This is a genomic window from Pseudomonas sp. F-14 TE3482 (assembly GCF_053629455.1).
In genome coordinates, this window is the sequence record NZ_JBRJII010000001.1 from 680,798 (window position 1) to 701,872 (window position 21,075).

A 21,075-nucleotide genomic window follows, 5' to 3' on the forward strand; every position below is an offset into this window, starting at 1 on the left:
AAATGCGCTACCTGACCGACTGTCGAACAAAGGTTAGAAATAGCTGAAATTTGTTTATTTTTGGCAGCGATCATCAAGCCTTCACCTTTTCTGGTTGGCAAAAGACCAACCTTAACGATTATTCTCACAACGCAGCCGGAGGCCACAAGCCGATCTTCTGTAGTTTTACTACTCGTCTATACATTCGAAAGGCTGAAATGCCCGATGATTTGTAGTAAAACTACACGCCGCCGGAACATACCTCTCGGCAATCCAAGAATTTATATCGTCTGCCCACAAGGCCAGTCGCAAACTCAGGCAACCGATTCTGGAAGCCTTTCCGCCCTGGAGCAAGCCATGCAAGACCTCGATCCCGTCGAAACCCAGGAATGGCTGGACGCCCTGGAATCGGTTCTCGACAAAGAAGGCGAAGACCGTGCTCACTATCTGATGACCCGTATGGGCGAACTCGCGACCCGTAGCGGCTCGCAGCTCCCTTACGCCATCACCACGCCTTACCGCAACACGATCCCCGTTACCCACGAAGCACGCATGCCTGGCGACCTGTTCATGGAACGCCGCATTCGCTCGTTGGTACGCTGGAACGCGATGGCCATGGTAATGCGTACGAACCTGAAAGATTCTGACCTGGGTGGTCACATCTCCAGCTTCGCCTCCAGTGCGACCCTGTATGACATCGGCTTCAACTACTTCTTCCAGGCTCCGAGCGACGAACACGGCGGCGACCTGATCTACTTCCAGGGCCACACCTCGCCAGGCGTCTACGCCCGCGCATTCATGGAAGGCCGCATCACCGAAGACCAGATGAACAACTTCCGCCAGGAAGTCGACGGTCAGGGCCTGTCGTCCTACCCGCACCCTTGGCTGATGCCTGACTTCTGGCAGTTCCCGACCGTATCCATGGGTCTGGGTCCGATCCAGGCGATCTACCAGGCTCGCTTCATGAAGTACCTGGAACACCGTGGCTTCATCCAGCCGGGCAAACAGAAAGTCTGGTGCTTCCTGGGCGACGGCGAGTGCGACGAGCCGGAATCCCTGGGCGCGATCTCCCTGGCCGGCCGCGAGAAGCTGGACAACCTGATCTTCGTCATCAACTGCAACCTGCAGCGCCTCGACGGCCCGGTTCGCGGCAACGGCAAGATCATCCAGGAACTCGAAGGCGTGTTCCGCGGTGCTCAGTGGAACGTGACCAAAGTCATCTGGGGCCGTTTCTGGGACCCACTGCTGGCCAAAGACGTCGACGGTATCCTGCAACGCCGCATGGACGAAGTCATCGACGGCGAGTACCAGAACTACAAAGCCAAAGACGGCGCGTTCGTGCGTGAACACTTCTTCAACACGCCAGAACTCAAGGCGATGGTTGCAGACTTGTCCGACGACGAGATCTGGAAGCTCAACCGTGGCGGCCACGACCCGTACAAGGTCTACGCGGCGTACCACGAAGCGGTCAACCACAAAGAACAACCGACCGTCATCCTGGCCAAAACCATCAAGGGTTATGGCACCGGTGCCGGCGAAGCGAAAAACACTGCGCACAACACCAAGAAAGTCGATGTCGACAGCCTGAAGTTGTTCCGTGATCGTTTCGATATCCCGGTCAAAGACGACGAACTCGAAAACCTGCCGTTCTTCAAACCGGAAGAAGGCAGCGCCGAAGCCCGTTACCTGAGCGAGCGCCGTACCGCACTGGGCGGTTTCGTGCCTCAGCGTCGCGCCAAGAGCTTCAACATTCCGACCCCGCCACTGGACACCCTCAAGGCGATCCTGGACGGCTCGGGCGACCGTGAAATTTCCACCACCATGGCCTTCGTGCGGATCCTCGCGCAACTGGTCAAGGACAAGGAAATCGGTCCGCGCATCGTACCGATCATCCCGGACGAAGCCCGTACCTTCGGTATGGAAGGCATGTTCCGTCAGCTGGGCATCTACTCGTCCGTCGGCCAGCTCTACGAGCCAGTCGATAAAGACCAGGTGATGTTCTACAAGGAAGACCAGAAAGGTCAGATCCTCGAAGAAGGCATCAACGAAGCGGGCGCCATGAGTTCCTTCATCGCTGCCGGTACTTCGTACTCCAGCCACAACCAGCCAATGCTGCCGTTCTACATCTTCTACTCGATGTTCGGCTTCCAGCGTATCGGCGACCTGGCCTGGGCCGCTGGCGACAGCCGCACCCGTGGCTTCCTGATCGGCGGCACCGCCGGCCGGACCACGCTGAACGGCGAAGGCCTGCAACACGAAGACGGTCACAGCCACATCCTGGCTGCCACCATCCCGAACTGCCGCACCTACGATCCAACCTACGGCTACGAGCTGGCGGTGATCATTCAGGACGGCATGAAGAAGATGACCGAAGAGCAACAGGACGTCTTCTACTACATCACCGTAATGAACGAATCCTACCAGCAGCCCGCCATGCCGGCCGGTGCCGAAGAAGGCATCAAGAAAGGCATGTACCTGCTTGAGGAAGACACCCGCGAAGCGGCGCACCACGTTCAGCTGATGGGCTCCGGCACCATCCTGCGTGAAGTCCGTGAAGCGGCGAAGATCCTGCGTGAACAGTTCAACGTCGGCGCTGACGTGTGGAGCGTTACCAGCTTCAACGAACTGCGTCGCGATGGCCTGGCCGTTGAGCGCACCAACCGTCTGCACCCGGGCCAGAAGCCTAAGCTGAGCTATGTGGAAGAGTGCCTGAACGGCCGTAAAGGTCCGGTCATCGCCTCTACCGACTACATGAAGCTGTTCGCTGAGCAAATTCGTCAGTGGGTCCCGTCCAAGGAATTCAAAGTCCTGGGCACCGATGGTTTCGGCCGCAGTGACAGCCGCAAGAAGCTGCGTCACTTCTTCGAAGTCGACCGTCATTTCGTGGTGTTGGCAGCCCTGGAAGCCTTGGCTGACCGTGGCGATATCGAACCTAAAGTGGTGGCTGAAGCCATCGCCAAGTTCGGTATCAACCCGGAAAAACGCAACCCACTGGACTGCTGAGGAGACACTCTGTGAGCGAACTCATTCGCGTACCTGACATCGGCAGCGGTGAAGGTGAAGTAATTGAACTGTTTGTGAAGGTCGGCGACCGTATCGAAGCCGACCAGAGCATCCTGACACTTGAGTCGGACAAGGCGAGCATGGAAGTGCCTGCGCCGAAGGCCGGTATCATCAAGAGCCTGAAAGTGAAGCTGGGCGATCGCCTGAAAGAAGGCGACGAACTGCTGGAACTGGAAGTCGAAGGTGCCGCCGCGCCGGCTCCTGCGGCTGCCGCTGCGCCTGCTGCCAAGGCTGAAGCTGCGCCTGCTGCTGCCAAAGCGCCGGCCGCTCCAGCCGCAGCGCCTGCTGCTGCCAGCGTTCAGCAAGTGCACGTGCCGGACATCGGTTCGTCGGGCAAGGCCCAGATCATCGAGATCCAGGTCAAGGTCGGCGACACCGTCGCGGCTGATCAGTCGCTGATCACCCTGGAATCCGACAAGGCCAGCATGGAAATTCCATCGCCTGCCGCTGGCGTGGTCAAGGCCATCAGCGTCAAGCTCAACGACGAAGTCGGCACCGGCGACCTGATTCTGGATCTGGAAGTGGCGGGTGCTGCTGCACCGGCCGCTGCGGCTCCGGCGGCTCCGGTTGCCGACACCGTTCAGGACATTCACGTCCCGGACATCGGTTCGGCGGGCAAGGCCAAGATCATTGAAGTACTGGTCAAGGCTGGCGACACCGTCACTGCCGACCAGTCGCTGATCACCCTGGAATCCGACAAGGCGAGCATGGAAATTCCATCGCCTGCCGCTGGCGTGGTGGAAAGCGTTGCCATCAAGCTGGATGACGAAGTCGGTACCGGCGACCTGATCCTGAAGCTGAAAGTCAAAGGCGCGGCACCTGCTGCGGCTCCGGCTCCAACCGCTGCTGCTCCGAGCGCTCCTGCCGCCGCACCTGCTACTCAGGCCTCGGTCGCACCTGCTGCTGCGCCTGCCGCTGCTCCAGCCAAGCCTGGTGCAAAAGTTCACGCCGGCCCTGCCGTGCGTCAACTGGCCCGCGAATTCGGCGTCGAGCTGAGCGCCGTTGGCGCCAGCGGCCCGCACGGTCGCATCCTGAAAGAAGACGTGCAGGTTTACGTCAAGGCCATGATGCAGAAGGCCAAGGAAGCACCGGCCGCTGCTGCTGGCGCAACCGGCGGCGCGGGCATCCCGCCGATTCCGGTCGTGGACTTCAGCCGTTTCGGCGAAATCGAAGAAGTGCCGATGACTCGCCTGATGCAAATCGGCGCGTCGAGCCTGCATCGCAGCTGGCTGAACATTCCGCACGTGACTCAGTTCGATTCGGCTGATATCACCGAGCTGGAAGCGTTCCGTATCGCTCAGAAAGCCGTTGCAGAGAAGGCTGGCGTCAAGCTGACCATCCTGCCGCTGCTGCTCAAATCCTGCGCGCACCTGCTCAAGGAACTGCCGGACTTCAACAGTTCGCTGGCGCCAAGCGGCAAGGCGATCATCCGCAAGAAGTACGTGAACATCGGCTTCGCGGTCGACACCCCTGAAGGCCTGCTGGTACCGGTCATCAAGAACGTCGACCAGAAGAGCCTGTTGCAACTGGCAGCCGAAGCCGCTGCGCTGGCCGCCAAAGCCCGCGACAAAAAGCTCACCGCTGACGACATGCAAGGCGCCTGCTTCACCATTTCCAGCCTCGGCCACATTGGCGGCACCGGCTTCACGCCGATCGTCAACGCGCCGGAAGTGGCGATCCTCGGTGTTTCCAAGGCAACCATCCAGCCAGTCTGGGACGGCAAAGCCTTCCAGCCGAAACTGATGCTGCCGCTGTCACTGTCCTACGATCACCGTGTGATCAACGGCGCCGCTGCTGCACGCTTCACCAAGCGTCTGAGCGACCTGCTGGCGGACATCCGCACCATCCTGCTGTAACACCGGCCGGCCCTCCTTTACCGGAGGGCCTGTCGCGTTCCATGTTTTCCGAGCGCCACGCTCGTACCTCAACCCCGCCAATTTGGCGGGGCTTTTTTTGCCCTGAAGAAAGCCCTCCTCTGCACCTTATTCCTACATCCATGGCTTACGCCGCCTACAACTCGAGTCCACTTCCGCCCGATATTTTTTGCGAGCCAATAACTAGTCTTAGTTAGGAGAGTTTTATAATAGAAACTTCGATAACTTATTCCGCTTAGTTAGCATTACTTCGAATGGATTCGAACATGTTCAAACCGACTATTGGCCCTATTGTTGGCCACACTACAACTAATCACACCCGTATTTTCTTGCGCGGCGAATTGCAGAATGACGCCTTGGTATTTGCAGGTATTCGTTATCGACGCGCCGGTGAGGAACATTGGTCCAAGGGCGTATTTGCAAAACTGACCATCTTGCGCGACATGTCCGATGTGATTGCCCTCAACGATCTCATCACTGATACCGCCTATGAATACCAGGCGGGCTGGTTCAGCCCCATGAGCCCGGTGCATACCGTGGAGACGATCCAGGAACTGCCACTGCAATGGCCGCGGGAGATCTACCGCTTTCGCACGCAATCCAGCAAAACCACCACGCCACGGGCCTATATCGCAGGCTCATGTCGTTACCTGCGAATGACCGCCGGCATTGCGTTCGCTCCACATTTGGGCGATCGGATCTTTGCCTCGATCACAAGCCTGGCGGAACGCGCCGAGCCGCCGATCAGCGCCATGCTGATGACTGGCGACCAAATCTACGTTGATGACCTGAACCTCGTGGCCCCCGACCGGGAATACAAGGACATCCTCAGCAAATACCGTACGGCTTTTTCTCAACCGCATATCTCCAGGTTAATGTCCGGCGTACCGACTTACATGATCCTCGACGACCATGAAATTGAAGACAACTGGCCCGCCAATGAAAGCAAGGCCGATGCCTACTTATACGAAAACGCCATGGCGGCGTATGAGTTATATCAAGCCAGCCACAGCCCTGCTTATGAGTTGCTTGCCAACGGGCAAGTAAGCAAGAAACTGAAACAGTATTGGTATCAATTCTCCGATGGCGATATCGAATGGTTTATCACCGACAGCCGAACCCGACGCAATCTGTCGGCCAGCGACCGGCGCATCCTTGATGAAGAACAGGAACAGGCGCTGCTCAAATGGCTGACCAACAGCACGGCCCGGGTCAAATTCGTGGTCACCAGCGTCATGTTCTACCCCGACCGCAAACTTAACGGCGATGACGCCTGGAAAGCCTTCCCGGAACAACGACTACGGCTGCTGGAGACGATTCGTACACGCGGCATCAAAAACGTCTTGTTCATTTCCGGCGATGTCCACGGCTCACTGACCAGTCGCCTGACTCACAGCGCCGCCCCGGATTTTGAAGTTCACACCATCGTGTCTTCACCGCTGTGCAACAGCAAACTGCTGCCGTATGCCAAGGCATCGACCTTCATCCTCGACCAGGCGTTGGCCCGAACGGCCGCGGGAGATTATCGACATGAGCTTACAAGTGAAGTGATCAGCCAGGATAACTTCGCGCATCTGGTCGTCGATGCTGAACAGGTCCGCGTCAATTATCACGATCGGGATGGCAAGCAACTGCAGTCGATAACCATAAAATTGCGTTGATTGCGGAAAAGATCGCAGCCCTGCAGGAGCTGCCGAAGGCTGCGATCTTTTGACTCACAACATTACTTTTAGGCCCCTCGCTGGAGAAATCTTCGCGCCTGCCGACATATTCTTATAGCACTTGGCCTTCATGTCTCTTGTCAGTCGGTGTCGCAATGATGCAACCTTGCCGTAGACAACAGTAAAGAGGGCGAGAGCCCGGCGCGATCAGCATATTCGAAGCGAGTTTCCCTCCATATGAAGAGCCAACCCGATGCCGCCAGCCGTATGGTGGCCGAGGTAGTGACGCAGTTGCCAGTGCCCTCGCGGCTCGGCATGCTGCGTTTCGAACGGCTGAATGAACCGAGCTGGGCGCTGCTGTTTCTCGACCCTAATTGCGAACGACAGTTCGGCTTGCCGGCAGTGGAGCTCTGCGCCCTGGTCGGCTCGCCTTACGCCAGCCTGATGGAGCCCGAAGCGCGCTATCAACTGCATGACACGATCCAGCAGCAACTCACCGAAAGCCCGCATTACCTGATCCGCTACACTTTGCACACCGCCGCAGGCGTACTCAGCCTGCTGGAACTGGGCGAAGCTTACAAACAACACAATCGACACCTGCTGCGCGGCTATCTGATGGTCGTGGACGGCCTGTTCATCGATGAGCCGCTGCTGCCGGTACTGGATCTGGAAACCCAGAACTCACGCCTGCAAATCGCCCTGGAACTCAATCAGCGCGCCCAGCAGGAACAACTGCAGCACCTGGACCGGGTGCGTGCCCAGCAAGATCTGATTCTGCTGCTGACCCGCCAGCGCTACAGCACCAACAATTCCCTGCAAGAAGCCGCCGAGCTGATCACCCGCAGCGCCTGCGACATCTATGAAATCGACTGCGCCAGCCTGTGGAACCTCGATGGCTCACTACTGACGCCGATTTCAGCCTATCACCGCGCCACTCGCAATCACCGACTGCCGGAGCCGATCGATGCCAGTGGTTTCCCCGATTACCTCGAAGCCTTGCACACCGGCCGTGCCATCGACGCCCACAACGCCATGCGCGACCCGCGCACCCGGGAAATAGCCGAAAGCCTGCGCCCGCGCGACGTCAATGCCATGCTCGACGCCAGTATCCGCGTCGATGGCCAAGTGGTCGGCGTGCTCTGCCTGGAGCAGATCGGTGCGACGCGCGCCTGGCAGTCGGACGAAATCGCCTTTGCCGGTGAGCTGGCCGATCAGTTCGCCCAGGTCATCAATAACCACAACCGCCGCACCGCCACCAGCGCCCTGCACCTGTTCCAACGTGCGGTAGAGCAAAGCGCCAACGCCTTTCTGCTGGTCAATTGCGACGGCGTGGTGGAATACGTCAACCCGAGCTTCACGGCGATCACCCAGTACACCACCGAGGAAGTCCACGGCCAGCGGCTGTCGGAACTGCCGGCGCTGGAAAACCTCAGCGAACTGTTGTTCGACGCGCCGTCGGCGCTGGCCAAGAGCAACAGCTGGCAGGGCGAGTTCAAGAGCCGACGCAAAAACCTCGAACCCTACTGGGGCCAGCTGTCGATTTCCAAGGTCTACGGCGACAACCGTGAGCTGACGCACTACATCGGCATCTACGAAGACATCACCCAGACCAAGCTCGCCCAGCAGCGCATCGAGCGCCTGGCTTACACCGACAATCTGACCAACCTCGGCAACCGCCCGGCGTTCATCCGCAACCTTGATGAACGCTTCGCCCGAGACAGCGACACGCCGATCAGCCTGCTGCTGGTGGACATCGACAACTTCAAACGCATCAACGACAGCCTCGGCCACCAGACCGGCGACAAACTGCTGATCAGCCTGGCCCGGCGCCTACGCAACAGCCTGAGCCCGAGCGGCAGTCTGGCGCGTTTCGCCAGCAACGAATTCGCAGTGCTGCTGGACGACACTGACCTCTTGGCTGGCCAACAGGTCGCCAACCAATTGCTGGCGACCCTCGACAAACCGATGTTCGTCGATAACCAGCTGATCAGCGTCACCGGCTCCGTGGGCCTGGCCTGCGCGCCGCTGCACGGCCGTGATCCCCAGACGCTGATGCGCAACGCCGGCCTGGCGCTGCACAAGGCCAAGGCCAACGGCAAACATCAGGTGCAAGTGTTCACCGAAGCGCTGAATGCCGAGGCCAGCTACAAGCTGTTCGTCGAGAACAACCTGCGCCGCGCCCTGACCCAGAACGAGCTGGATGTGTTCTACCAGCCCAAGCTGTGCCTGCGCAGCGGTCGCTTGCTGGGCATGGAAGCGCTGCTGCGCTGGAACCATCCGGAAAAAGGCATGATCCGCCCGGACCAGTTCATCAGCGTTGCCGAAGAAACCGGGCTGATCATCCCGATCGGCAAATGGATCGCCCGCCAGGCCTGCCGCATGAGCAAAGACCTGACCGCCGCCGGCCTCGGCAACCTGCAAGTGGCGATCAACCTGTCGCCCAAACAGTTCTCCGACCCGGACCTGGTGGCGTCCATCGCCAACATCCTCAAGGAAGAAGAACTGCCGGCGAATTTGCTGGAACTGGAGCTGACCGAAGGCCTGCTGCTGGAAGCCACCGAAGACACCCACTTGCAGCTCGATCAGCTCAAGCGTCTGGGCCTGACCCTGGCCATGGACGACTTCGGCACCGGTTACTCGTCGCTCAGTTACTTGAAAAAATTCCCGATCGACATCATCAAGATCGATCGAAGCTTCATCCACGAAATCCCGGACAACCAGGACGACATGGAAATCACCTCCGCGGTGATCGCCATGGCCCACAACCTGAAACTCAAGGTCGTGGCTGAAGGCATCGAGACGGCCGAGCAGTTGGCCTTCCTGCGCCGCCACCGCTGCGACGTCGGCCAGGGCTACCTGTTCGACCGACCGATCCCCGGTTCCGAGCTGATCGAAAAGCTCAAACGTTACCCGCGCGGCCCGATCGCCTGACAGCACACCGCTCCCACATTTTGGGTAGTGATTAACTTGGCATCATTGGGCACACTGGCAGTCTGTTTATTTACATCTCAACCTGACTGAGAGGACTGATCATGGTTCTGCGCTCGGAAATCCTGGTGAACAAAAACGTGCTCCCAACTAAAGAACAAGCTCTGCCTGGCCGCGAAACCCCAATGACCGTGCCGGAAAAACACTTCGTCCACGACGCCCCGCTGCTGGGCCCGTTCGCAATGGACGTGGATTTCGCGATCTTCGGCCTGGGCTGCTTCTGGGGCGCGGAGCGCAAGTTCTGGCAGCGCGAAGGCGTGGTCAGTACAGCGGTGGGTTACGCCGGCGGCTTTACCCCGAACCCGACGTATGAAGAGGTCTGTTCGGGCCTGACCGGCCACAGCGAAGTGGTACTGGTGGTCTACGAGCCGGCAAAAGTCAGCTACGAAGCGTTGCTGAAGATGTTCTGGGAACTGCACAACCCGACCCAGGGCATGCGCCAGGGCAACGACATCGGCACCCAGTACCGCTCGGTGATCTATGCCACCAACCCGGCACAATTGGCCGCCGCCAAGCACAGCGAGCAAGTGTTCCAGGCCGAGTTGACCAAGGCTGGCAAAGGCACCATCACCACCGAAATCGAAGAAGCGCCGACGTTCTACTTCGCCGAGGCGTATCACCAGCAGTACCTGGCGAAAAACCCTGAAGGGTATTGCGGGATTGGCGGTACAGGCGTGACCTGCCCGATCTGATTTTCGGGCCCTAAAAGCATCGCGGGCAAGCCCGCTCCCACAGGTTTTATGTTTGACCACATTTTTGTGATCGACATTAATCCCTGTGGGAGCGGGCTTGCCCGCGATGGCGTCCTGTCAGACGCCACTTATGCAATTGATTAACTCTCGGCAATCAACCAATCCATCTGCCACCCACCCTGGGTCTGCCCAAGCTTCTTGGACAACCACGGCAGCAACTCGCGTAATTCCTCTTCAAGCCCCCACGGCGGATTGGCAATCGCCAACCCCGAACCATTCAGGCTATTGGGCGTATCCAGCGGATGCACCAACAACTCAACTCGCAACAACTTCGGCGCGCCCGTACCCGCCAAATCCTGATAGAACCGACGCAACATGCGCTGATCCTTCACCGGGTACCAGATCGCCGCCACCGTCTGGCGCATCCGGCCAATCGCCTCTTTCAGCGACGCCGCACAGCGCTGCATCTCATCAAGCTGCTCGAACGGCGGATCAATCAACATCACCGCCCGCTTCTCCTGCACCGGCAACATCGCACGCGGCACATGCCAGCCTTCGCCCAAATGCACCTTCACCCGACGGTCACCGGCCATGTTGTCCTTGAGCAGCAAGCCATCTTCGGGGTGCTTCTCATTGAGCATCACCCGATCCTGCGGCCGCGTCAGCCGCCGCGCCAACTCCGGCGACCCCGGGTAATAGCGCAACTGGCCATCCGGGTTCATGTCATGCAGCACCTTCATGTAATCGGCAGTCAACGCCGGCAAATCCGGCTGATCCCACAACCGCGCGATCCCTTCCAGGTACTCGCCGGTACGACTGGCCTGATCGCCCTGCAGGTCATACAGACCAATACCGGCGTGAGTGTCGAGATAGGCAAACGGCTGCTCCTTGCGCGACATCAAGGCGATGAGGCGGGTCAAAGTCAGGTGTTTGAACACATCGGCGTGATTGCCGGCATGGAAGGCGTGACGATAATTCATGATTGCTCCTGCGAAGGCCGGGAAGTTTACCTTGTACCGAGGCGAACGTCAGGGCTTCGCAGCCGAGCGGACAATCTGCGCGGCAATCATCCCAACGCAAGAGCAAGGACGTGATCACACCCCCTGTAGGAGCTGCCGAAGGCTGCGATCTTTTGATCTTGCTCTTGCTCTTGCTCTTGTGGCGGGGGGCTCGCCCCCGTTCGACTGCGCAGCAGTCGCCAAACCAAACACCGCGGTCTGTCTGGCAAAACCGGATCGCAGGTTCTGGGGCCGCTCCGCAGCCCAACGGGAGCAAGCTCCCACGCCACAAAAGCCGCTCGGCTCTAGTCCGAAGGCCGAGCCCGCAACCGCCGCCCAATCACATCCAGCACATCACACCCATCCCGCAACGGAATGGCACACAGCAACGCAAAATCACTGAGAATGAAGGATTCGCACTCGACTGAACCGCGCATCGACATGTTCTCCAGCACCTGCGTGACGGCGCGAATTCGATAGTTGGCAGCGTCGTATAAAACATCGAGCGGCGCGTGGGTATCGACGAACAGCGTGGGCATGTCGGTGCAGTTGCTGGTGAGCGCCATGAAGCGGCTGTTGGGGTGGGGGATTGGTTTTTCGTAGGGAGGATCGGGGTGAAGTGTTTTCATTTTCAAATTCCAGAGGCAGTAAATAGGAACTGCCATCAGCCTTCCTACAGGCTGGGGTGGCAGCTATGCGCGGGGTAGGAATATCGAGGCCTTTGGAAAACTCGACCACGCCGAAGCGTGCCCGCGCACAACCGCCGCAACTGATCTTACGGACGCACGTTAACGGCCGCAAACCAAGCTTCGACGCCAATACATTTCCAACGACTTTGAAGGGTTCCTACACCCTGCCACTGAGTTTTCAGTGACTGCCAAAGACTATCGTTGGAAAACATCTCGCACCAGTTCATGGAAACCGATACGAGTTGAAGGAAACTTCCGACGACCTTGCCCAGAAATTTCGCAGCCGTAACCATCATGCCCGACCCAGACAATCTATTAGCGACTTTATGCTAGCTTTCACCAAGTTAAAAAATCCTCCAGACTTGCTTTATACAGATCATCAACCCACGCTTCGGATAACTTGAGGTACACATCTTCAAAAAACGCCCTAGGATTTTCCATTTCATCCCACCCAGGAGGGAGCGAGGAGGGAGACATCGGATCATGTTCCAAAATTTCAGAAAAAACACTCGAGTCACCCTCAAGAGCCTCTCCCAACACAAAGAACAAAACAAACTTGTGCCGATAACTCAACGCAGCGAAGCGCTTGACAATAAACCGGGATATTAAAAACTCCCTATCTGAAGGACACTCAGGATCGTACGCCGACAACTCAACCCCAAGACTCTCCTCGCGATCATATATATCGAATCCACCGAGAAAGTGCTCTACACTCGGATTATATGGAACGTTAAGATACGGATGCATCAGCATTAGATTTTCTCTATCGGATAAAGCGCTATAGGCTTCAATGTCTCAAAATCGAATTTCATCTCAAAGGCATTCATCTGAGGAATGAAACGCGGATTTTCTGGGTCTAAAGGATTAGGTTCATATCCTTGACCTACATTTTCAGCCTCCATTCTTACTACCAAATTTCCTTTACTATCCTCCCCAGTAAAACGAGACATTTTTCTAGCCTCCCTTGTCATCGCTTCATTATAAGCATTCAGCTGTGCTCTATGGCTTATAAACCTAGAGCTTGGAACGGCTCTCCAACTCTTACTTTCACCACGAAGTTCGCAGCTAGTGGTTTGTTGCTGAACAGCAGAACCCGAATTCTCGGCCCGACTCTTATACGCAGCTCGCACTATAGCGATACACTTTCCAATAACTATAAATAATGTCATTTTTCAAAACCGACCATAACGAAATACAATGAAGTTGTAAAACATTAACAAACTCACTTACTCCCTTTTCTTTCACCCCAATGAGAGAAAAGCATAAAGGGACGGAGTTTTTTTGTTACTCAAACCCCCTTCAAACAGCGACAACCCTCGAAAATTGGAAAATATAAGTCCACCCCCTTTGCTCAATGAAAGTACACAGTAAAAAACCGTGCGCCTTGGGATATTTTTTACTCATCAAAAATATCAACAAGGTGACTCAACCATACCTCTCCCGAATCCCATTCGTGCCAGTAGCAGTAGCAGCAGCTCATCTTTTTGAGCAGAAACTCTCGCAACTCTATCTCGGTCATATGCCTCTCGAGCAGAGCAGCAATTTCATTTTCCACAACCGAAATTGTTTCGGCTGTTGAGTCAGACAGAAAAGATCTAACAACATCATCCGCCGTGTGAAATTCACACATCCAGTCCTCATGAAAATAGGCTCCCAAGAACTGGTAGAGCTGCGAAAACGAATTATCGATCACTTGCATACCCCGTAAATATAATGTAGCCGGACGGCGATTCGTTAGTTCTCTTAAGTATTAATTTTACAACAGATAAAGACTCAAGTTCTCCACTGCGCCGAACAACTCCAACACCTACCGGCGCCGACATTGGTTGTGTAATAACGAGCCTGCGCGCATTACCTCTCATAAAATCATCTATTAGTTCTTTATTTCTATCCATGACGCTTGAAACTGTGGCCTCTGCGACAGTTTGATTAGGAAATGTCGATGCGATTGGTATATGTGGCTCTGCCTCGAGCCTTTCTCGCAACTGGGCTTCGGTCCGACCAATATGTTTCTCCATGAGATGACCTCCCTGAGCTTCGTGTGCAGCCAAACCACCGCCCGGAACAATTACGCTAAACGGTCCTTCAGGATCACCGGGGCAAGGTAGACACGCCAACCCCAACGGATCAACCCATCCCGTCGGATTTGGCGTGTACTGGTACTGATTCAGCCCACCCGCCAATTTGATCGGGTCCGGCGTCAGGTACCGCCCAACCTCCGGATCATAGTACCGATGCCGGTTGTAATGCAGACCGCTCTCCGTATCAAAGTACTGCCCCTGAAACCGCAACGGCTGCTCAAGTTGCTCGCCCCCGCCGAACGCCAGGTGCGTGACTTTTCCGTAGGCGTTGTACTTCGCTGACCACACAATCTCGCCACCAAAATCGGTCAGTTCCTGCGGCGTGCCGAGGTGGTCGAGTTGGTAGTAGAACGGACAGGCTTTACGCGGGCCCTTGCCATCGAGCATGGCCAACGGGCGGAAGGTGCCAGGCTCATAGACGTAGCTGCGGTAATGCTCGCGGCTGCTTTCGGCAACGAGGTTGTCGCCCTGCCAGAAGAATTCGGTGGTTTTGCCGTCGACGGTTTTGGCGAAGCGGCGGCCGAAGGCGTCGTAACGGTAAGTTGAAAAACGACCGTCCGGCGTCGTGATGCCGACCAAGCGATGCTGACAGTCGTAGCGATACTCGGTGACGAGTTTTTGCGCAGTACCACGGCGTTCGCGAATCAGGTTGCCGAAGGCGTCGTAGTCGTAATGCCGGTCGCCCTGCATCAGCAGGCGATTGCCCTTGATGGTTGCCGCGCCGGGGCGGTCCTGCATCAGCAGGTTGCCCGCCGGGTCGTGGGCGAAGCTTTCCGGTGGATCGTCGCGGGTGTGGCGGACGCGGGTCAGGCGGTTGAGGGCGTCATAAAGGTAGCTGCGCTGGCCGTGGCGGGTGTCGGCGATGTGGTCGAGGTTTCCGTTGGCGCGGTAGGTATAATCGCGGCGATACAGCGGTTGTTGCTGTTGGCTGACGGAATGAGCCTTCAGACGTCCTTGTTCATCGTAGGCATATTCGCTGAGCAGCAGACCTTGTTGGCGCTGTTGCTCACGACCGAATTGGAATTGGTGAGCGGTGAGCCGCGCGCCGTTGAGGTCGATGGCCGTCAGCGCACCGCCCTTGGCGTGGTGGTAGTCGAGTTTGCTGTTGTCCGGCAGGCGCAGGCGTTTGAGTTGGCCGCAGGCGTCGTAGCTGTAGCGCAAGGTGCCCCAGCCCTGGTGCTCAGAGATCAACCGGTCCTGGTTGTCGTACTCGAACTCCAGTGGATGGTCGTGGCCATCATCGACGGAAAGCAATCGGCCAAGGCTGTCGTAGCGATACTCGACTTTGACGCCGTCGGGCAGGGTTTTGGCCAACAGGCGCCCGGCCGAATCCCGCTCGTAACCGGTAACCAGTTTCGAGCCGTCATCACCGAACTCGGTTTTCTCCAGCAGTTGTCCGTTCAGGTCATAGGCATACGCCGTGCGTTGGCCGTCAAAGCCGGTTTCCTGTCGGATCAATCCATTGGCGGTGTAGTCCAGCTGATATTGTTCGCCGGATTCGTTTTCAATTTCTGTCAGCAGAAGCTGCGGGTTGTCGTAGCGGTACTTGAGCTGCGTGCCGTCGGGATTGATCCGGCGGCTGACCAGGTGCAGGTCGTCGGCGTATTCGTAGCGGGTGATGCGGCCGAGCTCATCCTGTTCGGCAGTGACTTGGCCGTAGGCGTTGTAACTAAACGCGCGGGTGGCGCCTGTAGGAAGTGTCGTCTGGATCAGTCGGCCAACAGCGTCCCACTGGTAACGTGTGACGGCACCGTATTCGTCCTGGCTGGTAATCCGCCGGCCCATGACGTCGTAGGAAAACTGTCGCCGACCACCCTGCGGCAAGGTTTCTTCGACCAATTGCCCCAAACCATTCCAGACAAACACATACCGACTGGTGTCCGGGTAGCGGATCGACAGCAATCGCCCCTGGGCGTCGTAGTGGTAATGGGTGACTTGGCCGTCCGGGTCGACGGCCTCGGTGATATCGCCTTGGGCATTGCGCCGATAAGTCCATACCGCCTTACCGCGATACCGCGCATGCAGGAAACCGTTGCGGTACTCGTAGGCCGTTGGCTCGTCTTCCGGCGGAATCAGCGCCACCAGGCGTCCGACTTCGTCATAGCGATATTCGGTAACAGCGCCTAGCGGGTCCTGCTCGGCAATCAGCCGGCCGTTGTCGTCGTAGGCCTTGAGGTGTTCGCCACCGTCCAACTCGACCTTGCGCACCAACCGCGCCCGATCATCGTGGACATAAACCTCTTCGCTGCCATCGAGGTTCTGGACGGTGACGCTGCCCTGGTCATCCCAGACATAACGCGTGTCCATCTGCGAAAACGACGCCCAGTGCCGGATGCAGCGCGCCGCTTTGCCGGACCTTTCCCACTCCCAAAAGAAACTCGCCCCACCGGCCAGTTGCCGCTGCAAAATCACGTGCTGATCGTCGTAGTCGTAGCGTTCGCTCTCGCCGGCGGCGTTGCTCGCCTCGATCAGTTGAGCGCATTCGTCGTAGCGGTAACTGACCAGCGTTTGCTCGGTATGCCAGGCCTCATCGAGGGTCTGCGCCGGGACAAACACCTGATAGTCGACGGCGATCAGATGGCTGCGCTCATAGCGCAACAGCAAGGCACGACCGGCGCCGTTGTCGAGGCGCTGGATGCGCTGCTGGCGGTCGCGGGTGATGCGCAAGCGGTTGTCGTACGCGTCGCTGATCGTGGTCAGAAAACCGTTACGAAAGTGGTAGAAACGGGTTTCTTCGCCGGCCTGGGCGAGGATCAGTTCCTCGGGGTCAGCACCGAGATAAATCGCCGCGCGCGAGAGGCTGTTGTGGATCGCCGGGCGCTCAATGGATGGCAGCGGGAAGGTGGTGCGACGGTTTTCGTGGTCGATCCAGATGACCGTGTCGCCGTCGATTTCCAGGCGATGGGATAACGAATGGCTCCAGCCGAAACCCAGGCCACCATCGATCTCGGCGGCGCTGGTGCGGTAGAGCCGGGTGAAGTCGAACGGCAGGATTCCGTCCAGCGACCCGTCGGTGAGGGTCAGCAGTTCTTCGCCGGTGACCATCGACACCGGGCAGCCATTTTTGCAGGTGGACGGCGCGCAAGTGGCGCTGTCGCCGTTGGGGTTTTTTGCTTGGTCCGGGGAGTCGTCGTGGTGTTCGTCTTTCTTCAGCGCAGCGTTGCGCTTGGCATCCCAGCGCAGTTGCATCCGGCCTTTTTTCAAGCCCGCCGCGATGCCACGCGCAGCGACTTTTTTGTAGCGGTCGATGTAGCTGATGAAGTTATTGATGATCGTGAAAATCGCCTTCACGAGACGCAGAACAGCACTGAGTAACTGCGCGAATCGATCAGCCAAACGCATCGTCAAATAGGCGATGCCAGCGCCCGCCCCGGCGAACGTCAGGACGATGCCAATCAGGATGTCGATCAACAGCTGCACCACCACCATCGACACCGCCTCGGCGGTTTTTCCAGCGATCTCGCTCGGTGGCAGCATGTCCAACCACAGGCTGGCGCTGCGCACCAGCAAACACAGCGCCGCTTCGTCACTGGCTAGCAACTGGGCTTTTTCCATGACATCCGGTGCGGTTTTGGCGAGCTTCTCCAGCGCTGCGGCGCTTTCACCCAACCGCTCTGCGAACTTCGCCGGATCCTTGAGAATGTCCGAGAGCAGGCCGATGCCGTCCCACACACCTTCAATTGCCGCCCAACTTCCCGCGAGCAATCCATTGCCTACAGCAACCGAAGAGGATTCCGACCACTTCGGCTTGAACGTCTGCCATTCATCACGCAGCCATTTCTCAAGTTCCTTCGTCAGGCCGTTGTAGGAAGAGAAAAGATCTTCAACGTGCTGCGGTGTGACTTCGTGGTGGACGTGAATGCGGTAGAACTTGCCCTCGTCCCCTCGGAACGTCCCCTTTCCGTTTTTATCGAGCGTGACCGGCGTCGACATCCCGCTCTCTTGCGCAACCACATCGACCTGAATATTGCCGACTGGAATGTCATAAACCGATTCAAACTTGCTTTCGATCTCGAGCTTTCCACCTTTCGGGCACTGCACGACGGTGGAGAAAAAGTCGTCATCGCCACTGCTCACGACGGTGCTGGCATTGCCAAACCGGATGATCCGCTCCATGCCCATCAGCGAAGGCAAATCGGCGGCATGACTGGCCTTATCCGCCACCCGACTGAACCAGTGTTTGAGCTGTTCGCGGTAGAGCGTCAGGGTGTCTGGAAAACTGTCGAGCTCCTGCTCGATGCGCACAATCTGATCCATCAGTTCAGCTCCGCCATCAGGTAATCCACCAACGCTTGTTTCGGTGCTTGGGGCAGGTCCGGCGCCTCAAGAAAACTCGCGGCCTTGCGCCGCAAAATACTTTCGGAAAACGCCTCATAAAGATCAGGGCGGTCCTCGCTCAACCACTTCAGCAAGTTGTTGATGCGAGTGGTGGCGGACTCAGTGGCGAGGTGTTTGAGCAGCGGCTCGGAAACTTCCCACCACGGAAAATCCCTGGCGGTTTTCAATGCACTGCCGCCGATATCGAGCGGTTGCCCATTGATCAAACAACGGTCAATGACAGGCATTAACTGCGTGGCGTTAACCTCGGCAGACCGAAGAGTCGACAACAAATAACGCCCATCCCAGAAACGGAAAAACACCGCGTTGCCGTTGGGCAAAAGAACTTGAGTGAGGCTGCGCAAATGCTCGACCAGCACTTCTTGAGAGGCAGAAGAAACCGCCAGCCAACCCCAATCGCGGGACTCGGTCGTAGCGACCCACTCCAAAAACTCACCGCCGACAGCGACGATTCCGACATAGGGCATCACCGCTTCCCACTCGGCATACGCGGTATCAGCCCAAATCGGGCTCGGCGCTTGAGCGGTGATCGAGCGTTGCCAGGCTTTGAACGGTTCCGCGGCACTGGCACTGCTGAAAATCGCGAACAGTTGCTCTGCCGGTTGCAGCGGCTGGCGCTCCAGCCAGGTGTGAGGTGACAAGGCATCAGGCGGCACAGACACCGTCCTTGCAGCGCTCACACTCTTCACAAAACGGCGCGTCACTTTGCAGGCTAAGGATCTGTGCTGCACTGAGCAGCGCCGCCGGGGCGGCGGCGAGTTTCAACGGAACATCCGGCAAGCTCGGTGCAGCGGCCATGGCCGCCATCGGTGCACCACCGACCACAATCGGCACGCTACTGAAAATCCCGCCAGGGCCGATGTTGATCCACTGCCCGCCCGCCTGAATGGTCGCGCTGGCGCCGCCATCGATGACCACTTGCTGGCCGGCGCTGACGTGGAATTGCTGGCTGGCGTTGAGGGCCTGACTGGTCACGCGAATGTGCCGGTCGCCGACCACCACCAAATGATCATCAAGTCGCACCTCAGTCTGGCGCTGACCGTGGGTGATGCGTTTTTCGTCAGCCTTCAGCTCATGGCGGGCGGTGCCGGTGACGACGATGCTGCGCTGGTTGTCGACCTGCACCTGCTGATCATTCAGTACATGCTGAGTCCAGTTTCGCTGGGCACGCAGGTAGATTTCCTCGGCGCCTTTGCGATCCTCGATGCGCAATTCGTTGTAACCACCGCCACCGGGACTACTTTGGCTACGGAGAATGCTGCGGGTCTTGTCCGCCGGCAGATCGAGCGGCACCGGGGTCGCGGCGTTGGGCAGGCACCCCATGACCAACGGTTTGTCGGCATCGGCGTCGACGAATCCCACCAGCACTTCCATGCCGACGCGCGGAATCATCACGCTGCCATAGCGGTCGTGCGCCCAGCCAGTGGCGACACGCAGCCAGCAACTGGAATGCTCATTGAGCTGACCGTCACGGTCCCAGGCCAGTTGAACCTTGACCCGACCGTACTCGTCACAATGGATTTCGCTGGCAGTCGGGCCGGTGACCACGGCAGGTTGATAGCCGAGCATGCGTGGCTTTTCCGGCCCCAGCGCGGGGCGAAAAGCAACGTCCCACGGCGTCGCCAGAAAGGAATTGCGATAACCCTGAAAATCATCCGGGCTGTCGCTGGTGGCCGACTCTTCAAGGACCTGCGGCTGCCGACCACGGTGTTCAATTTCAGTGATCAACCACAGGTCATTCCACGTCTGACGCGGGTGTTCGGCGAGGTGTAGGAAATGCCCACTGACCAAAGCAGATTCGTCGCCGCGACCTTCGGCCTGGCGGTAATCTGCGCCGTGGCGCTCCAAGGCCCGTTGCGCCAGACGTTTGCCGTGTTCGCGGTCGGTGAATTGGCCAGGGAAGTGGTAGTCCTCAAGCACCGGTCGCTGTTCGCTGTCGAGGCGGCTTTCGAGTTGCAGACGTGGTTTGCGGAAGTCGTAGTCCCGGCGAGTGACCGCTGTGGTCCTGGTTTCCAGGCGCACGTTGAACCGCTTGATCGCTGGCGCATCCGCTGCCATCCCGCTGCCTGGCAAGTACAGCGTCGGCTCGGGTAGCCGGCGGAAAACCGTCTGGTCATCGCCGAATACCAGCAAGTGCCCGTCGGGGCTGTGCTGGAAATGGTAATGAATGCCTACCTCGGCACACAGACGCTGAATGAATGCCAGATCGCTTTCGGCGTACTGAACGCAGTACTCGCGCTCGGGGTAGTCGCTGCCGAGCCGGAACTCGAAGGCGTCACGCTGGATGCCGTGGTCTTTGAGGATTTGCGTGACGATGGTCGGCACGCTTTTGTGCTGGAAAATCCGCTGATTAATACGCTGGCCGAGGTACGCCAGACGCGGTACGAGACTGATTTGATAGCCCGTCAGACGTTGGCCGGAATCGCTCTGGCCGACGCGAAAAATCTGACCATGAATACCGGAACCTTGCGCATCGAAACTCAGAAACGCCTGACGATGCAGCAGGCTTTCGAGGTCAATGTCGGGCCGTTCGCTGACCAGTTCCAGGTCAAAGCGATAGGGTTGGCTGATGGCTTCCTTGCCCGTGAACTCAAGTACCTTGAGCTCATTCTGGACGCCGTCGAGGGTCAACGTGAAACGCGGTTGATTGGCAGGCGCGAACATCCGATGTGTCTCTGCAGAATGAAGGCGGGCGATTCTGCATGAGCGACA

13 protein-coding genes are annotated in these 21,075 nt (G+C 58.0%); 5 read left to right on the top strand and 8 right to left on the bottom strand.

The annotated features are described in order from the left end of the window. Positions 1-336 precede the first annotated feature (336 nt). From aceE to msrA, 5 genes are all read left to right on the top strand, one after another. Positions 337-2,982, top strand: coding sequence for a pyruvate dehydrogenase (acetyl-transferring), homodimeric type (gene aceE, locus AB7M26_RS02960; RefSeq protein WP_123500060.1), 2,646 nt, complete (start codon positions 337-339; stop codon positions 2,980-2,982). An 11-nt stretch (positions 2,983-2,993) separates the two neighbouring features. Further along, on the top strand, positions 2,994-4,898 hold the full coding sequence (gene aceF, locus AB7M26_RS02965) for a dihydrolipoyllysine-residue acetyltransferase (protein WP_429387855.1): 1,905 nt from the start codon (positions 2,994-2,996) through the stop codon (positions 4,896-4,898). Between the two features lie 284 nt (positions 4,899-5,182). Next, positions 5,183-6,577, top strand: coding sequence for an alkaline phosphatase D family protein (locus AB7M26_RS02970; protein ID WP_429387858.1), 1,395 nt, complete (start codon positions 5,183-5,185; stop codon positions 6,575-6,577). 237 nt (positions 6,578-6,814) lie between these two features. Continuing rightward, entirely contained in the window at positions 6,815-9,508 is a 2,694-nt protein-coding gene (locus AB7M26_RS02975; protein ID WP_123500054.1) for a putative bifunctional diguanylate cyclase/phosphodiesterase, read from the top strand. 101 nt (positions 9,509-9,609) lie between these two features. Continuing rightward, positions 9,610-10,257, top strand: coding sequence for a peptide-methionine (S)-S-oxide reductase MsrA (gene msrA / locus AB7M26_RS02980; protein ID WP_192346052.1), 648 nt, complete (start codon positions 9,610-9,612; stop codon positions 10,255-10,257). A 140-nt stretch (positions 10,258-10,397) separates the two neighbouring features. Here msrA and AB7M26_RS02985 read toward each other — a convergent pair whose 3' ends face one another. From AB7M26_RS02985 to AB7M26_RS03020, 8 genes are all read right to left on the bottom strand, one after another. Next, positions 10,398-11,237 (bottom strand): 23S rRNA (adenine(2030)-N(6))-methyltransferase RlmJ, encoded by an 840-nt coding sequence (locus AB7M26_RS02985; protein ID WP_123500052.1) that lies wholly within the window; start codon positions 11,235-11,237, stop codon positions 10,398-10,400. A gap of 323 nt (positions 11,238-11,560) precedes the next feature. After that, a complete protein-coding gene (locus AB7M26_RS02990; protein ID WP_429387862.1) occupies positions 11,561-11,884 on the bottom strand; it encodes a hypothetical protein in 324 nt (107 codons plus the stop codon). Positions 11,885-12,280: 396 nt separating this feature from the next. Next, on the bottom strand, positions 12,281-12,697 hold the full coding sequence (locus tag AB7M26_RS02995) for a hypothetical protein (RefSeq protein WP_429387865.1): 417 nt from the start codon (positions 12,695-12,697) through the stop codon (positions 12,281-12,283). Next, positions 12,697-12,894 (bottom strand): hypothetical protein, encoded by a 198-nt coding sequence (locus tag AB7M26_RS03000; protein ID WP_026331923.1) that lies wholly within the window; start codon positions 12,892-12,894, stop codon positions 12,697-12,699. The genes AB7M26_RS02995 and AB7M26_RS03000 overlap by 1 nt, the downstream gene beginning before the upstream one ends. Before the next feature lie 446 nt (positions 12,895-13,340). After that, entirely contained in the window at positions 13,341-13,637 is a 297-nt protein-coding gene (locus AB7M26_RS03005; RefSeq protein ID WP_429387868.1) for a contact-dependent growth inhibition system immunity protein, read from the bottom strand. Further along, positions 13,627-18,282: an RHS repeat-associated core domain-containing protein gene (locus AB7M26_RS03010; protein ID WP_429387871.1), complete on the bottom strand. Its 4,656-nt coding sequence runs from the start codon at positions 18,280-18,282 to the stop codon at positions 13,627-13,629. The genes AB7M26_RS03005 and AB7M26_RS03010 overlap by 11 nt, the downstream gene beginning before the upstream one ends. Beyond that, positions 18,282-19,019 (bottom strand): DUF4123 domain-containing protein, encoded by a 738-nt coding sequence (locus AB7M26_RS03015; protein ID WP_429387874.1) that lies wholly within the window; start codon positions 19,017-19,019, stop codon positions 18,282-18,284. The genes AB7M26_RS03010 and AB7M26_RS03015 overlap by 1 nt, the downstream gene beginning before the upstream one ends. Further along, positions 19,009-21,027 carry a type VI secretion system Vgr family protein gene (locus AB7M26_RS03020; RefSeq protein WP_429387876.1) on the bottom strand — a complete coding sequence of 673 codons (2,019 nt, stop codon included), beginning with the start codon at positions 21,025-21,027 and terminating at the stop codon, positions 19,009-19,011. The genes AB7M26_RS03015 and AB7M26_RS03020 overlap by 11 nt, the downstream gene beginning before the upstream one ends. Positions 21,028-21,075 lie beyond the last annotated feature (48 nt).

Excerpts from the sequence above, each read along its gene's own strand:
- aceE (WP_123500060.1), top strand. The coding sequence starts at position 337 with ATGCAAGACCTCGATCCCGTCGAAACCCAGGAATGGCTGGACGCCCTG.
- AB7M26_RS02970 (WP_429387858.1), top strand. The coding sequence starts at position 5,183 with ATGTTCAAACCGACTATTGGCCCTATTGTTGGCCACACTACAACTAAT.
- AB7M26_RS02975 (WP_123500054.1), top strand. The coding sequence starts at position 6,815 with ATGAAGAGCCAACCCGATGCCGCCAGCCGTATGGTGGCCGAGGTAGTG.
- msrA (WP_192346052.1), top strand. The coding sequence starts at position 9,610 with ATGGTTCTGCGCTCGGAAATCCTGGTGAACAAAAACGTGCTCCCAACT.
- AB7M26_RS02985 (WP_123500052.1), bottom strand. The coding sequence starts at position 11,237 with ATGAATTATCGTCACGCCTTCCATGCCGGCAATCACGCCGATGTGTTC.
- AB7M26_RS02990 (WP_429387862.1), bottom strand. The coding sequence starts at position 11,884 with ATGAAAACACTTCACCCCGATCCTCCCTACGAAAAACCAATCCCCCAC.
- AB7M26_RS02995 (WP_429387865.1), bottom strand. The coding sequence starts at position 12,697 with ATGCTGATGCATCCGTATCTTAACGTTCCATATAATCCGAGTGTAGAG.
- AB7M26_RS03000 (WP_026331923.1), bottom strand. The coding sequence starts at position 12,894 with ATGTCTCGTTTTACTGGGGAGGATAGTAAAGGAAATTTGGTAGTAAGA.
- AB7M26_RS03010 (WP_429387871.1), bottom strand. The coding sequence starts at position 18,282 with ATGGATCAGATTGTGCGCATCGAGCAGGAGCTCGACAGTTTTCCAGAC.
- AB7M26_RS03020 (WP_429387876.1), bottom strand. The coding sequence starts at position 21,027 with ATGTTCGCGCCTGCCAATCAACCGCGTTTCACGTTGACCCTCGACGGC.